19 protein-coding genes are annotated in these 14334 nt (G+C 67.1%); 5 read left to right on the top strand and 14 right to left on the bottom strand.

Features of this window, described 5'->3' with window-relative positions; all coding sequences use genetic code 11:
- A partial coding sequence (locus SPI01S_RS16635; protein WP_157084749.1) for an AAA family ATPase occupies window positions 1–1442 on the bottom strand: 1442 nt, incomplete at its 3' end.
- A 295-nt stretch (window positions 1443–1737) separates the two neighbouring features.
- Between SPI01S_RS16635 and SPI01S_RS16630 the strand changes: the two genes are divergently transcribed.
- Genes SPI01S_RS16630 through SPI01S_RS16615 form a run of 4 tightly spaced genes read left to right on the top strand, consistent with a single transcriptional unit; the run spans window position 1738 to window position 5867 of the window.
- Window positions 1738–2643, top strand: coding sequence for a LysR substrate-binding domain-containing protein (locus SPI01S_RS16630; protein ID WP_066725102.1), 906 nt, complete (start codon window positions 1738–1740; stop codon window positions 2641–2643).
- 23 nt (window positions 2644–2666) lie between these two features.
- Window positions 2667–3203, top strand: coding sequence for a sterol desaturase family protein (locus SPI01S_RS16625; RefSeq protein ID WP_169804533.1), 537 nt, complete (start codon window positions 2667–2669; stop codon window positions 3201–3203).
- A 51-nt stretch (window positions 3204–3254) separates the two neighbouring features.
- Entirely contained in the window at window positions 3255–3668 is a 414-nt protein-coding gene (gene msrB / locus SPI01S_RS16620; protein WP_066725099.1) for a peptide-methionine (R)-S-oxide reductase MsrB, read from the top strand.
- Window positions 3669–3713: 45 nt separating this feature from the next.
- Window positions 3714–5867 (top strand): transglycosylase domain-containing protein, encoded by a 2154-nt coding sequence (locus SPI01S_RS16615; RefSeq protein ID WP_084253525.1) that lies wholly within the window; start codon window positions 3714–3716, stop codon window positions 5865–5867.
- A gap of 31 nt (window positions 5868–5898) precedes the next feature.
- On the opposite strand, the gene SPI01S_RS16610 is transcribed toward SPI01S_RS16615, so the two are convergent.
- From SPI01S_RS16610 to SPI01S_RS16600, 3 genes are read right to left on the bottom strand one after another with little or no spacing between them, the layout of a single operon-like run.
- Window positions 5899–6570, bottom strand: coding sequence for a M48 family metallopeptidase (locus SPI01S_RS16610; protein WP_066725092.1), 672 nt, complete (start codon window positions 6568–6570; stop codon window positions 5899–5901).
- Window positions 6567–7010: a YcgN family cysteine cluster protein gene (locus SPI01S_RS16605; RefSeq protein WP_066725089.1), complete on the bottom strand. Its 444-nt coding sequence runs from the start codon at window positions 7008–7010 to the stop codon at window positions 6567–6569. The genes SPI01S_RS16610 and SPI01S_RS16605 overlap by 4 nt, the downstream gene beginning before the upstream one ends.
- Window positions 6998–7579 carry an SCO family protein gene (locus SPI01S_RS16600; RefSeq protein ID WP_066725086.1) on the bottom strand — a complete coding sequence of 194 codons (582 nt, stop codon included), beginning with the start codon at window positions 7577–7579 and terminating at the stop codon, window positions 6998–7000. The genes SPI01S_RS16605 and SPI01S_RS16600 overlap by 13 nt, the downstream gene beginning before the upstream one ends.
- Before the next feature lie 71 nt (window positions 7580–7650).
- Between SPI01S_RS16600 and SPI01S_RS16595 the strand changes: the two genes are divergently transcribed.
- The gene (locus tag SPI01S_RS16595; protein ID WP_066725083.1) at window positions 7651–8268 is read left to right on the top strand and encodes an ankyrin repeat domain-containing protein; all 618 of its coding nucleotides are present in this window, start codon (window positions 7651–7653) and stop codon (window positions 8266–8268) included.
- 7 nt (window positions 8269–8275) lie between these two features.
- On the opposite strand, the gene SPI01S_RS16590 is transcribed toward SPI01S_RS16595, so the two are convergent.
- The 10 genes from SPI01S_RS16590 to SPI01S_RS16545 form a co-directional block, all read right to left on the bottom strand.
- A complete protein-coding gene (locus SPI01S_RS16590) occupies window positions 8276–8791 on the bottom strand; it encodes an MmcB family DNA repair protein (RefSeq protein WP_373278321.1) in 516 nt (171 codons plus the stop codon).
- A gap of 67 nt (window positions 8792–8858) precedes the next feature.
- Window positions 8859–9512 carry a cell wall hydrolase gene (locus SPI01S_RS16585; RefSeq protein ID WP_066725080.1) on the bottom strand — a complete coding sequence of 218 codons (654 nt, stop codon included), beginning with the start codon at window positions 9510–9512 and terminating at the stop codon, window positions 8859–8861.
- Window positions 9513–9673: 161 nt separating this feature from the next.
- Window positions 9674–10015, bottom strand: coding sequence for a DUF1491 family protein (locus SPI01S_RS16580; RefSeq protein WP_066725077.1), 342 nt, complete (start codon window positions 10013–10015; stop codon window positions 9674–9676).
- Window positions 10012–10479 (bottom strand): PaaI family thioesterase, encoded by a 468-nt coding sequence (locus SPI01S_RS16575; protein WP_066725075.1) that lies wholly within the window; start codon window positions 10477–10479, stop codon window positions 10012–10014. Before SPI01S_RS16575 ends, SPI01S_RS16580 begins: the two co-directional genes overlap by 4 nt.
- Window positions 10466–10933 (bottom strand): PTS sugar transporter subunit IIA, encoded by a 468-nt coding sequence (locus SPI01S_RS16570; protein ID WP_066725070.1) that lies wholly within the window; start codon window positions 10931–10933, stop codon window positions 10466–10468. The genes SPI01S_RS16575 and SPI01S_RS16570 overlap by 14 nt, the downstream gene beginning before the upstream one ends.
- 44 nt (window positions 10934–10977) lie before the next feature.
- Window positions 10978–11577 (bottom strand): ribosome hibernation-promoting factor, HPF/YfiA family, encoded by a 600-nt coding sequence (gene hpf, locus SPI01S_RS16565; RefSeq protein ID WP_066725067.1) that lies wholly within the window; start codon window positions 11575–11577, stop codon window positions 10978–10980.
- Window positions 11578–11612: 35 nt separating this feature from the next.
- Window positions 11613–12323, bottom strand: a complete 711-nt coding sequence (dnaQ, locus tag SPI01S_RS16560) for a DNA polymerase III subunit epsilon (RefSeq protein WP_066725065.1) — start codon at window positions 12321–12323, stop codon at window positions 11613–11615.
- A gap of 7 nt (window positions 12324–12330) precedes the next feature.
- Window positions 12331–12936: a dephospho-CoA kinase gene (coaE, locus tag SPI01S_RS16555; RefSeq protein ID WP_066725057.1), complete on the bottom strand. Its 606-nt coding sequence runs from the start codon at window positions 12934–12936 to the stop codon at window positions 12331–12333.
- Complete coding sequence (aroE, locus tag SPI01S_RS16550; RefSeq protein WP_066725054.1) at window positions 12933–13742, bottom strand: shikimate dehydrogenase; 810 nt, start codon at window positions 13740–13742, stop codon at window positions 12933–12935. Before aroE ends, coaE begins: the two co-directional genes overlap by 4 nt.
- The gene (locus SPI01S_RS16545; RefSeq protein ID WP_066725136.1) at window positions 13739–14293 is read right to left on the bottom strand and encodes a Maf family protein; all 555 of its coding nucleotides are present in this window, start codon (window positions 14291–14293) and stop codon (window positions 13739–13741) included. The genes aroE and SPI01S_RS16545 overlap by 4 nt, the downstream gene beginning before the upstream one ends.
- Window positions 14294–14334: the final 41 nt, after the last annotated feature.

The following is a 14334-nucleotide window of genomic DNA, read 5'->3' as shown; positions in this document are numbered from 1 at the left end:
TCGAGCCCGCCGACGTCCTCCCAGCGGACCGTCGGCGCCTGCACCATCACTTCGCGCATCGCCGAGGGCTGGACGCGCTTGAGCGCCTCCAGGAAATCGTCGCGGGTGACCGAGAGCGTATCGAGCACCTCGGGCGGAATCGTGCCTTCCTCCAGGTTGAGACGCGGCATGATCCGGCGAACCGATTCGATCGCGGCCTCGCGCGTCAACGCAGCGAGATCGGCGCCGACGAACCCATAGGTAGTGCGCGCCAGCTCGGGCAGGTCGACATCGTCGCCCAGCGGCATGCCGCGGGTGTGGATGCCGAGGATCTCGCGCCGGCCGCGATCGTCCGGCACGCCGACGACGATCTCGCGATCGAACCGGCCCGGACGGCGCAGCGCCTCGTCGATCGCCTCGGGGCGATTGGTCGCGGCGATGACGACGATGTTGGCGCGCGCCTCCAGCCCGTCCATCAGCGTCAGCAGCTGGGCGACGAGGCGCTTCTCCGCCTCGCCGGTTACCTGGCCGCGCTTCGGCGCGATCGAGTCGATCTCGTCGATGAAGACGATGGACGGCGCATTCTTCGCCGCTTCCTCGAACACCTGGCGCAGCCGCTGCTCGGATTCGCCGTACGCCGAACCCATGATCTCCGGCCCGTTGATCAGGTGGAAGCTGGCGTCGCTTTCGTTGGCGACGGCGCGGGCGAGCCGCGTCTTGCCGGTACCGGGCGGACCATGCAGCAGCACACCCTTGGGCGGATCGACGCCCAGGCGCTGGAACAACTCGGGATACCGCAGCGGCAGCTCGACCATCTCGCGCAGCTGGTCGATTGTCGCGCCCATGCCGCCGATATCGTCATAGGTCACGTCGGCGCGGCGGCTTTCCTTCGCCTCCTCATATTCGGTGCGGAGCTCGACCTCGGTATTCTCGTCGATATGCACCACGCCGCGCGGCACGGTGGACAGCACCGTCAGGCGGATTTCCTGCAGCGCATAGGCGGGCGCCCGCACGAACTGCTGGACGTTGGGCGGCACGTCGGCGCGCTGGTGGCCGACCGTGGCGATCGTGTCGCCGGCGGTGAGCGGACGGGTGAAGAACGTGCGCTTGAGCGCCTCGCCGGTGCCGCGCAGGCGCAGATTCGCCTGGGCCGGGCCGAACACGACGCGCGTCGCCGGCTTCGAATCGGCGCGGCGCACCTCGACGAAGTCGCCCGAGCCGACCCCGGCATTGGCGCGCTGGAGCCCGTCGATGCGGAGCAGCTCCAGCCCTTCGTCTTCGGAATAGGGGAGGACGGCACGCGCAGGAGTGCTGCGCTTGCCGACGATCTCGATCACATCACCCTCGGTGATGCCAAGCGCGGCCATCAGGCTGCGCGGGATATGGGCGAGTCCGCGGCCGCTGTCTTCGGGACGCGCATTGGCGACCTGCAGCCGCCTCGTGCGGGATTCGTCATCGGCCATTCTGGATTCCTTCGTGGCGGTAGGCACGAAAGCTAGGAACGGCGGAGGCAAAAAAAAGGGCCGCCTCAATAAAGGGCGGCCTTGGAAAGTTTTAGGAGAGGATGCCTGAAAGGCACCCCCTATGTGCGGTGCGGCACGTTTTTGTGCAAGTGCGAAAATTACACCGCGTAGATGCATGGCTTGCAATCGCGATTGTCCGGAGCGATATTCCCCTACAGCGGGAATGGATTGCGTGGGGGCCTTCAGCCTTTGCGAGCCCTTTGCTGCACCGCACCAAACGAAGAGAGACGGATCGATGCGACGCCTTCCGCCGCTCACCGCGATCGAAGCATTTGTCCAGGTCGCCCGCCTGGGCTCGATCAAGGCTGCCGCCGAGGAACTGGCACTGTCCTCGCCTGCGCTCAGCCGGCGGGTCCAGGCCCTTGAGCGCTTCATCGGCAAGCCGCTGTTCGAGCGGCGGCACCAGTCGCTGCGGCTCAACGACGATGGCGAGCGGCTGCTCAGCCTGATCGCGCCGGCGCTCGACACGATGACCGATGCGATCGAGACGATGACCAGCGGCAGCGAATTGCTGCGGCTGCGGCTCGGCGTGCTGCCGCTTTACGCGACGCAGCAGCTGCTGCCGCGCCTGCCCGAGCTGAAGCAGCGGCATCCCGAACTCCATCTCGACGTCGATACCGGCAGCCACGGGATGGCGCGGCTGGGCGACGGGCTGGACGCCGCCATCGTCATCGCCCGCGACATCGATCCCGGCTATTATTCGCGCCGGCTGGATCGCAACCGCGTGCACGTGATCGGCGCGCGCAGCCTGGTGGAGGGGCCGAATCCTGTCCGCGACCCCATGGACCTGTCCCGCCTGACGGCGCTGGTCCATCGCGAAATGCCCGAAACCTTCACCGCGTGGCGGATGGCGGCGGGCTATCCGGACCTCGAACCCGCAGCGATCGACCTGTTCGACTCTGGCAACCTGATGCTGGAGGCCGCAGCACAGGGCCTGGGCGTCGCCTTCATGCTCGAATCGCACTACCAGTCCGCCCGTGACGAGCGGCTGGTGCAGCTGTTCGACCTGACGGTGGAGAGCCATTACAGCTACTGGTTCGTCTGCCGCCCCCGCGCGCTGACGCTGCGCCCGGTGCAGATCTTCCATGACTGGCTGATCTCGGCGATGGGCGCGGATTTGCTGGATATGCCGCAGGTCTGACCCTGCCCCTTTGGGCAAAGTCAATGGAATGGGCGCGGCAGATCGCCTACATGGACGTCATGTCGCCGCTCAACGCCTTCCTGCTGTTCCTCGCCACCGTTTTGGGCATGGAGCTGTTCGCCTATGCCGCGCACCGCTGGATCATGCACGGGCCGGGCTGGTTCCTGCACAAAAGCCACCATCGGCCGCGCACCGGCAACTGGGAATTGAACGACCTCTATGCCGCGATCTTCGCGGTGCCCTCGTTCGTATTGCTGCTGGGCGGCGTGCAGCTGGGCTGGTGGCCGGGCTTCACCTGGATCGGCGCCGGGATTGCTGCGTACGGCGCGATCTATTTCGGCTTTCACGACCTGATCGTCCACAAGCGGATCCGCCACCGCTACATCCCGCGGTCCAGCTACATGAAGCGGATCGTGCAGGCGCACCGGCTCCACCACGCTGTGCGTACCCGCAAGGGCACGGTGAGCTTCGGCTTCCTCTACGCCCCCAGGCCGGAGGTGCTGAAGGCCCAGCTGCGCGCAAGCGGCGCGGTCGTCCAGCGGATCACCATCCCGGATTGAGGGCCTTCCCCGGATTGACGGAACAGGCCCGCAGACCCACATCGCGGGCCTATGGAACAGCTGAACCTCTCCGAGTCCGAATGGCGCAAGCGCCTCACCCCCGAGCAGTTCCACGTGTTGCGCCAGGCGGGCACCGAACGTGCGTTTTCCGGACATTTCAATGACAACAAGGCCGACGGCATCTATCGCTGCGCGGGTTGCCAGCTCGAGCTTTTCGACAGCGTCGACAAATATGATTCCGGCTCCGGCTGGCCCAGCTTTACCCAGCCGGTGGCGCCGGGCCATGTCTCCGAACATGCCGACACCAGCCATGGCATGCGCCGGATCGAGGCGCGGTGCGCGCGCTGCGACGGTCATCTCGGCCATGTCTTCCCCGATGGACCGCCGCCGACGGGCCTGCGCTATTGCATGAATTCGGTGAGCCTCGACTTTCGGCCGCGCGCCGCGGGCGCATCGGCCGCCTGATCCTTGTAGGAAGCCCCGCTAGGCTGTAATCGACCACGCCGTAACATGGCCGTGAAATCGAAAACCGCAGCTGCGCCCTGGTGGCGCCGGGGCTCCTTCTGGAAGAAGTTCTTCCTCTGGTCGCTGATCAGCGGCATCGGGGTGGCGCTGATCGCGTTCATCGCGCTGGTGATCGCGGTCTATTCGGCGCGGGCGACACTTCCCAGCTTCGACCAGATGAAGTCTTCGCCCAACGGCCAGATGATCCGCGTCCACGCGGTCGACGGCACGGTGCTGGTCTCGCTCGGGCCGAGCTATGGCGAATGGATCAAGTACGACCAGATCCCGCAGGCGATGAAGGACGCGATCATCGCGACCGAAGATCGGCGCTTCGAATCGCACTGGGGCGTCGATCCGGTCGGCGTCGCGCGCATCTTCTGGGTGGCCAAGCGACTGCATGACGAAGGCCGCCGCCTGCAGGGTGGGTCGACCATCACCCAGCAGGTGGCGCGCACCATCTTCCTGTCGAACAAGTACAGCGTCACCCGCAAGATCCGCGAGGCGATCCTGGCGCTGGCGCTCGAGCGCAAATTCTCGAAGCAGGAAATCCTCGAGCTCTACCTGAACAAGGTCTATTTCGGTGGCGGCGCCTATGGCATCGACGCGGCGAGCCGGAAATTCTTCGGCCATCCGGCGACGACCCTGTCGCTCGGCGAATCCGCGATCGTCGCCGGCCTGGTGAAGGCGCCTTCGCATTACTCGCCCACGGCCGATGCCGAGGCTGCGGTCGACCGCGCCACGGTGGTGCTCAAGCTGATGGCCGATGCCGGCAAGATCAGCGAAGCCCAGGCCAACAGCACCGATCCGCACGCCGTGCAGCTGGCACCGGAGCCGAAGCAGAACAGCGTCCGCTACTTCACCGACTGGGCGCTGCCGCAGCTGGAGACGCTGATCGACGAAACCGAGGCGCCGCTCGACGTGTGGACCACGCTCGACCTCAACATGCAGCGCAGCGCCGACCAGGCAATCCGCGTCAACGCGCCCGACGGCGCGCAGGGCGCACTCGTCTCGATCGACCGCGACGGCGCGGTGCGGGCGATGGTGGGCGGCAAGGACTATGTGTCGTCGATCTACAACCGCGCGACCCAGGCGCAGCGCCAGCCGGGGTCGTCGTTCAAGCTGTTCGTCTACCTCTCGGCGCTCGAGGCCGGGCACAAGCCCGACGACATCGTGGTCGATGAGCCGGTGACGATCGACGGCTGGACCCCGCGCAACGATTCGCGCCGCAACAGCGGGCCCATCACGATCCGGACCGCCTTCGCCTATTCGGTCAACACGATCGCGGCGAAGTTCGGCCAGGAAGTCGGCTTCACCACCATCGCCGACATGGCCAAGCGCTTCGGCATCACCACGCCGATCAACACCCAGCCGGCAATGGTGCTCGGCACCTCCAACGTGCGCCTGATCGACATGACCCGCGCCTTCGCCTCGGTGGGCAATAACGGCGTGGCGGTGACGCCCTATGGCATCACGCGCGTGACCGCCAATGGCAAGGTGATCTACCAGCACGAAGTGGATACCAGCCATGTGCTGGTCGCCAACTATGTCGCCGCGCAGATGATCGACCTGATGCAGACTGCCGTCGCCACCGGTACGGGCCGCGCTGCCCAGATCGGGCGTCCGGTCGCGGGCAAGACCGGCACGACGACCTCGAACAAGGACGGCTGGTTCATCGGCTTCTCCAGCGGCCTCACCACCGGCGTGTGGATGGGCCGCGACGACGCCAAGGTGGTGCCAGGTCTGCAGGGCGGGCGCGCGCCGGCGCGCGCCTTCCATGACTTCATGATCCAGGCGGTGGCCAACCGCCCGGTCGAGCAGTTCGAGACGCAGCTGACTCCGCCCGACAACGCGCTCGAACCCGACGAGGACGCGTATGGTGCCCCCGACAACGGCATGATGGTCGACGAGGACGGCAATCCGATCGCCCAGCCGCCGCAGGTGGCCCCGACGGAACCGCAGGACGGCGAGGAGCTGGACGGCGCCGCCCCGGCCCAGCCGGGCGGGCGGCCCGCGCCCGTCCAGCCGCAGCAGGGCGAGCGGCTCGACCGCGACTGGATCAACCGGATGACCGGCCGCCCGCCGGCGCAGCAACAGCCCGCCCGCCAGCCGCAGCGCCAGCCCGCGCTGCAGGATCGCCAGCGGCCAAACGACGAATATTGAATCTAAATCCCCCTCCCGCAGGCTGGGGAGGCTATTCCCGCCCCACCCAGTGCAGCCCTGCGCCATGCCGGCGCAGCCAATGCCGGTGCGGTGTCGGGTCGGTGCCGTAGAGCTGCTCGACCAGCGCATGGAAATCGGGGCCGTGGTTCATGTGCACCCGGTGCGCGACTTCATGCGCCACGGTGGCGCGACGCACTTCGCTCGGTGCAAGGATCAGTCGCCAGCTATAGCGGATCACGCCCGTGGAGGCGCAGCTGCCCCAGCGGCTGCGCGGATCGCCGATCGCGACCTTGGTGACGCGAACGCCTGCCAGCGCGGCATACTGCGCGGTATCTTCGCTCAGCACCCGCAGCGCCTCTGCACGCAGCCAGCGCTCGACCCGGCGGCCGAGGCCTTCCTCGGTGCCACCGCAGCGCAGCAGGTCGCCCGCGCGCCGCACGCCGCGCACGCCTGCGACCGGCCAGACAATCGTCAGCTCGCCGTCCTCGAACGGCACGCGTGCGCCAGGCACGAAGGGTCGTCCACCAGGCAGCTGCTCCCGCTGGGCCGCGATCCAGCCCTGCTGCTCGCCCACCCATTGCATCGCCTTGGCGAGGCTGGCGCGCGGCGGAATCGTCAGCCGAACCTTGCCGTCGCGGGGATCGATCGCGAGCCGCATCCGCCGCGCGCGGGGATGGCGGATCACTTCGAGCCCCTCGATCAAAGGCGGCGGTCCGTCATGTGATGTTCGAGATCGCCGGCATCGTCCTCGGAAACAGTCCAGCCGCGGGTCGATTCGCCGGCGCGGTGGACCGCCTCACGGTCGCCGGAGACGAGGTAATGCCAATCCGGCAGCTTCTCGCCATTGGCGCGCAGCCGATAGGCGCAGGTGCTCGGCAGCCATTCGATGTCGCGCACATTGCGCGTCGTCAGCCGCACGCATTCGGGCACATAGGCGCGGCGGTGCTTGTAATCCTTGCACAGGCCCATCTTGCGATCGAGCAGCTTGCAGGCGACGTTGGTGGCGAACAGCTCGCCCGTCTCCTCATCCTCCAGCTTGTGGAGGCAGCATTTGCCGCAGCCGTCGCACAGGGCTTCCCACTGCGCGCGGTCGAGTGCCTCCAGCGGCAGATCTTCCCAGAATTTGTTGGTCAATGCACCCAATGCTCAAGCTCGGCGACGATCGCCGGGGGGTCCTTCTCCAGCGGCAGGCTGGTGATCGGCTTGCCGTCCGGCCCCATCAGATAGGCCACTTGGGTATGGCCCATCAGATAACCCGACGGCGTAGGCTGCTTCATATAGGCGACGGCATAGGCCTTCGCTACCTGCGCGATCGCCTCCGGCTTCCCGGTGAGCCCGATCAGCCGTGGGTGGAAGTTGCCGACATATTGCTTGAGCTGCGCGGGCGTGTCGCGCTCCGGATCGATCGTGATGAACAGCGGCACGATCTTCTGCGCCGTCCGCGGCGCCTGCTTGTCGAGCGTGCGAAGGGCTGCACCGACCTTCGTCAGGTCCGTCGGGCACACGTCCGGGCAATAGGTGTAGCCGAAATAGACGATGCGGTATTTGCCCGCGAAATCGCCATCGCTAACGATCTTGCCGTTCTGGTCGGTGAGGGTGAACGGCCCGCCGATCCGCGCACCGGCAAGCGGCGGTTCGCCGGTGCCGCCCGCGCCGCATGCCGACAGCACCAGCATTGCGGCAGGTATCAAAGCTCGAAACATGCTGTTCATGGTATCCACCGCCAGTCTTTGCTAGGAAGTCGGCTGCATCCGTCGCCCGTATCGAAGGTACCGATCCAGCAATGACGTTCCGTCTCGCCTCCGCCGCTGCCGCGGCCCTGTTTCTCCTGCCGCTCCCCGCACTCGCCCAGGGCATGGGCCAGCCGCGCGAGAGCATCCAGTTCCTCGATGCGATCCGTAAGCAGGACGGGAACAAGGTCAACGAGTTCCTGCGCGACAAGGCATCCTCGATGATCAACGTGAAGGATCCCTACGGCACCGGCGAGGCCGCGATGCACATCGTCGTGAAGCGTCAGGATCCCACCTATCTCTCCGTGTTGATCAACCAGCCGGGCGTAAACGTGAACATCCAGGATCGCGACGGCAACACCCCGCTGATCTTCGCTGCCGGCCTGGGCTGGGGGCCGGGGGTGGACGCGCTCCTCGCCAAGAAGGCCAACGTCAACCTGGCGAACAATGGGGGGGTGACTCCGCTGATCCGCGCCGTCCTCGCCCATGATGCCGAAGTGGCGAAGAAGCTGCTTGATGCCGGCGCCGATCCCGATCGCGCCGATTTCGGTGGCGGGCTCTCGGCACGGGAATATGCCAAGCGCGAGACCCGCTACCCGTCGATCGCCAAGCTGCTTGCCGATGCGCCCAAGCTGGGCCGCGCCGCAACCGCGGCAGGGCCGAAGCTCTAACTACGCATCAGAACCCGTCGGCAACGTCGGGATCAAGCATGCTCAGCAGCCTTCGTCCCGCACGTCGGGCGAAGGCGAGGGTCGCCTTGCGCCGTGCCGGCGCCGGCAGCGGCACCGTTGCGGCTTCCCGGGCAACGGCGGCGTCGTACCGGTCGGCGACGATCAACCCGGTGCGCTCCGGCAGGAAATGCGGCTGGTCAAGCGGACGCAGGTCGAACCCCTGCGGCACCGCCCAGAAGAAACGGTCGCAATGGCCCAGATATTCAGGCCATTTGCCGTCGCCGAGCAAGTCCGCGCGCGACACCTTGATCTCGACGATGACGATGTTGCCGCGCGCGTCCAGCGCCATCAGATCTACACGCCGGCCGCCGTCCAGCGGCACTTCGGCGATCGCCACGCAATCGTGGCGCAGCAGCATCCGGCACACGCCCCGCACCACGTCGGCGGCGACCAGCGCCTCGGCTTCGGGCGTGAGCGGGGGGGGCAGAGGCTGGTGCGCATTCATCGCCGGAACATAGAACATTCAGCGAACACAGAAAAGCAGCCGAATCACTTCGGCGGCTTTTCACGTGCTGCAGGGCGAGGCCCGATCAGCGATAGAAGATGTGATTGCCCACCGTGGCGACGGTGGCGCGGCCCTGGCTGCCGCTGACGTAGCGCGCATGGAAATAGAGCGCGTCGCCGGCCGGGCTTTCCCACAGATTCTTGCGGGCGACCTGCGCCACCGCGAGCGCGCGGCGCCACTGGGCATTCGCCGGCGGGGTCGGCAGCTTGCCGCGGCGGACGAACGAGAACTGGCCCTTCTGGGTCACAACCGAGCAGACCGAGCCGGGGAAACGGCCCGAGGTGCTGCGGTTGAGGATCACGTCGGCGACCGCGAGCTGGCCGGAGAGCGGCTCGCTGCGGGCTTCGAAATAGACGCCGGTGGCAAGGCAGCGGAGTTCGCGATCCTCTTCGAGCGCGGCGATATCTTGCTGCGCGGCAACCGCGTCGGAGAGGCTGGCATATTCCGGGGTGGCGTCGTCCTCGGCATCGGAACCCTGCTGCTCGACCGCGGCCTGAGCCGCGGGAACCTGCTGGGAAGCAAGGACGTTCTGTACCTGAGCCGGTGCTGGCTGCACCGTCGCCTGAATCTTCGCTTCCTGCTGCGGAAGCGGGCTCAGGTTGAGCGTGGCGGCATTCGCAAGTGCGCCAGCGCAAAAAGTCACAGCTGCGAAAGTCGCAGCCCGTGGCAGAAACTTCATTTCATATCTGTATTGTGCGGTTGGCGTGCGATCGATCGCTGCTCCCGAGGAGACTGGACCGCCGGACGTACCCCCCGACTGCGTAACCGATCGACTTCACACCTCGAACGGCACAACGCGAATGAACGTTGTGATCGCTTTCGCGAGCGAGGCGCGAACTGTCAACAAAGGTTCATCGTTTCAGCGGCGAACCGTTCGGCGCCTGCGATATCCAGTTCGACGACCCACAGATCGGTGTCGCGTTCGCGCCGCCGCCGCCAATAGGCGCTGGCCTCGGCCTCGTCCGCCAGTGCCTTCGGTCCGGAAGGAAGCAGCGCAGCGACTCCGCCGGGCCCGATGCCCCGCTCGACGAAACGGGGATCGGCGCCGCGCTCGAGCAGCAGCAGCAGGATCGCACCGGAGGTCGCATCCCCCTTCGCCAGCACCATCGCCGAGCCCCCGGCGCCATCCGCGCGCCGCACCAGCGCGCTCACCAGCATCGCGCTGGTCAGCCGAGGCGTCATGCGGTGCGATAGCCGGGCAGGGTGGCGAGCGGGATGCGCGAGCGCATGAAGGTGCCGGTGCCGCGCGCTGCCTCCTCGCCGTTTGCGTCGACCAGCCGCGCTTCGGCCACGAACACGCGCCGCTGGCCGCTGACCCAGCGACCTTCCGCGATTACCGGCCCCTCGGGCAGGGGCCGGGTGAGCAGCAGGTTGAAGGCGGTGGTCAGCAGGAATCGGTCGGTGACGAGGCTGTTCGCCGCATAAAAGGCTGCATCGTCGAGCATCTTGAAATAGCTGGTGCCGTGCGTCGCCCCGGCGGCATGGAAATAGCGTGCATCGACGTCGAAGCGAATCCGGGCGAGCCCCGCTTCGGGGATTTCAAGGACCGAGGGAAAGAGCTGGTTGATCGGCGCTGCGGCGTAGAGCGATTCGAGCGCCCGGTAATGCGCCTCGGCACCCGTCGGCGCCGCTTCAGGCGGCGTCACGCGCCTCGACTCCGGTCAGCAGCACGTAGAGCGCGTCCTTCGAGCCGGCACCGCGCAGCTTCTCCGCGAACGGTCGCTCGCGGAGACGCCGCGACACCGAGGCGAGCGCCTTCAGGTGCTCGGCGCCGGCATTGGTCGGCGATAGCAGCATGAACACCAGGTCTACCGGCAGATCATCGACCGCGCCGAAATCGAGCGGCTGCTCCAGCCGGGCGAACACGCCGCACACGCGCGGCAGGTCATCCAGCCGCGCATGGGGGATGGCGATGCCGCCGCCGAAGCCGGTCGAGCCCAGCCGTTCGCGTTCGGCCAGCCGCTCGGCCACCAGCTTGGCATCGACGCCGTAGGTCGCTGCCGAGATGGTGCCAAGCTGCTGGAACAGCGCTTTCTTGTTGCCCGCCGTCACGCCGGCGAGCACCGCCTCCGGCACGAGCAAATCGCTCAGATCAGTCATGAAATCGTTCCAAAGAAGCGGTGCTGCCCGCGGGCAGCCCGGCCTTACGCCGGTGCGCGGTTGGGCTCAACCCAGCCAATCGTTCCGTCGCCACGGCGATAGACCATATTATAGGCGCCCGTGCCGCTGTTGCGGAACAGCAATGCGTTCGTATTGCGCAAGTCCAGCATCATCACCGCGTCCGACACCGTGGCATCCGGAACGTCGACGCGCGTCTCCGCGATCACCAGCGGCGCATCCGCGACTTCCTCTTCGGCATGCGATTCCTGGAACAGGGTGTAGCCGGCATTGTCGAAGCCATTGTCATACGCACCGCCTTCCGCCAGCGCGATCACTTCTGTCGGGCGACGATCCTTGAGTCGTCGGACATAGCGCCGCAACTGCTTGTCGATCCGGTCCGCGGCGCCGTCGAACGCGCCATGCGCTTCCATGCCGCTGTTGGTCGCCTTGAGCACCAGGCCTTGCGTCACGTGCATCACGATGTCGCAGGTGAAGCCGTTGTCGTGCGGCCCCTTGCCGAAGGTAATCTGCGACGAGATGGCGCGAGAGAAATATTTATCGGCGATACCCTGGACCCGATCCGTCACCTGCGTCTTGAGCGCTGCGCCCGTATCGACCTGATGCCCCGAGATCCGGATATCCATAATGTACCTCCACTTCGCAATTAGGGACGAGCGACCTAGGGCTGCGCCGGAACCGCGTCGATTGTGGGAACACCCCATAGCGGCTCGTCCAGGGACTTCAGAAACGCTGCGTGCCGTGCAAGTTCCGCCGCACTCGCGGTGAACCGCCGCGCCGGCCGGACGTGTACCCGAGTCGGCGCTTCGATCGGGGTCTCCGGCATCACCGGCACTTCCTCGGCCAGGCCGAGCGTGATCTGGCGGCCGCCGGTCAGTTCGACATAGACCTGGGCCAGCAGCTGCGCGTCGAGCAGCGCGCCGTGCAGCGTCCGCGCGCTCAGGTCGATACCGTAGCGGCTGCACAGCGCGTCGAGCGTGTGCTTGGCGCCGGGATGGCGGGTGCGCGCGAGCACCAGCGTGTCGACCATCCGGCCAAGGTCGATCAGCGGCCGGCTACACCGGCCGAGCTCGCCGTTCAGGAAGCTGAAGTCGAAGCCGGCGTTGTGCGCGACCATCGGCGAATCGCCGATGAAGTCGAGCAGATCCTCGACCACGTCGGTGAACAGCGGCTTGTCGGAGAGGAATCGCTCGGACAGGCCGTGGACGTTGAACGCCTCCACCGGCATGGCACGCTGCGGATTGATATAGGCGTGGAAATGGTTGCCGGTGGCAACCCGGTTTACCAGCTCGACACAGCCGATTTCGACGAGGCGGTCGCCGCCTGAGAAGTTGAGTCCCGTCGTTTCGGTATCGAACACTATCTCCCGCATGGAGCGCTTATCCACCCACCGGCGGCGCGAGGCAAGCGATCACCGCGCGTACGCAATCTTCCGTAACCTGCAGGCCTTCGTGCGTAGGGACGACGAAGTCGGCGCGCGCGCGCTTCTCCGCGTCCGGCAGCTGCCGCGCGAGAATCGCCTCGAACCGCTCGGCGGTCATGCCGGGGCGGGCGAGGACGCGTTCGCGCTGAATCGCCGCTGGCGCCGAAACGACCGCGATCTTGTCGACGTGCCGCCAGCCGCCCGCCTCGAACAGCAATGGTACGTCAAGAACGACCAGCGGCGACTCGACATGCGCTGCCAGGAACGACTCGCGCGCCTCGGAGACGGCGGGATGAAGGATCGCTTCGAGTCTGGCGAAGGCGGTCGGGTCGGCCATCACCGCCTCGCGCAGCAGCGTGCGATTCACGCCGAGTTCGGTGGTGGTGTCGGGAAACTCGGCCTCGATTGCCGCCACCGCCGCGCCGTTCGGCCCCTGGAGATGATGGACGACCGCGTCCGCATCGAACACCGGCACGCCGGCGGCCGCGAACATCGCCGCGACGGTCGACTTGCCCATGCCGATCGAGCCGGTGAGGCCCAGCACGATCGGCCGGTGGCTCATGCGGTGAGCAGCGCGCGCAGTTCCTCGTCGCGGTCGCGCGGGGGCTCGGCGCCGAAGAAGAGCTCGAAGGCGAGCGCGGCCTGGCCGACCAGCATCTCGAGCCCGTCCACGGTATCCAGCTCGCGGTCGCGCGCCTGGGCGAGCAGCGGCGTTTCGAGCGGGGCGTAGACGATGTCGTAGACCACGGCATGCTCGGGCAGCGGATCGAGGTTGAGGTCAAGCGGCGGCTGGCCGTCCATGCCGAGCGGGCTGGCGTTCACCAGCAGGTCGGCAGCGGGCAGCGGCGCGCCGATCGGCAGCGCGTCGCCCTTCACCCCGAAGCTGGAGAGCATCGCCGCCGCCTTCAGCACGTTGCGGTTGAGGATGGTCACCCGGCCGATGCCGACGCGCGACAGCGCGAACAGCACCGCGCGCGCGCCGCCGCCGGCGCCGACCACCACCGCATGGCGGCCCTCCAGCTCCAGCCCGGCGATCGGCGAGAAGAAGCCGCCGGCATCGGTGTTGGTGCCGATCAGGGTGCCGTCCTCACCGCGGATCACGGTGTTCATCGCGCCGATCGTGTTCCGCACTCCGCCGGGATCGCCGACCAGATCCATCACCGCCAGCTTGTGCGGGATTGTGACGTTGCAGCCGCGCCAGTCGGCATCGTCCTTCGCGCGAGCGAAATAGGCGGCGAGGTCGGCATCGAGCACATGGGTACGGCGATAATCGCCTTCGATGCTCAGCGCATCGAGCCAGAACTTATGAATAATCGGCGATTTCGAATGGGCGATCGGATCGCCGATCACCTCGGCATAACGGGTCACTTGGGCATCACTCCCCGGGTGCGCAGATAGTCGAGAATCGGCAGCAACGGCATGCCGAGAATGGTGAAATGGCTGCCCTCGGTGCGGTGGAACAGCTGCACGCCCGGTCCCTCGATCCGGAAGCAGCCGACACAGCCGGCGATCGCCGGCCATTCCGCATCGAGGTACGATTCGATGAACGCATCGCTCAACGGGCGCACGTGCAGCCGCGCGCGATCGACGTGGCGCCACACCGGGCGGCCGCCCTCGGCGATCACCGCCGCGCTATAGAGTTCGTGCGTCTTGCCCGACATGCGCTGGAGATGGTCGCGCGCCTGCTCGCGGCTCTCCGGCTTGTCGAGCAGGCTGCCGTCGTCGAGCGCGACGAGCGAATCGCCGCCCAGCACCAGTGCCTGCGGGGCCATGCGCGAAACCTTGAGCGCCTTCAGTTCGGCAAGCGCATCGGCGAGATCGCGGGGGCTCGTGCCCTCGGCGAGCAGCGATTCCTTCGCGCTGGCTTCGTCGACCAGCGCGGGCAGCGCCTCATGCGCCACGCCGGCGGCATCGAGCATCGCCCGGCGCGAGGCGCTCTGCGAGGCGAGAACGAGGGTAA

It is taken from the genome of Sphingomonas pituitosa NBRC 102491 (assembly GCF_001598435.1).
GTDB lineage: Bacteria > Pseudomonadota > Alphaproteobacteria > Sphingomonadales > Sphingomonadaceae > Sphingomonas > Sphingomonas pituitosa.
This window is presented reverse-complemented; position numbering and strand designations above follow the sequence as displayed.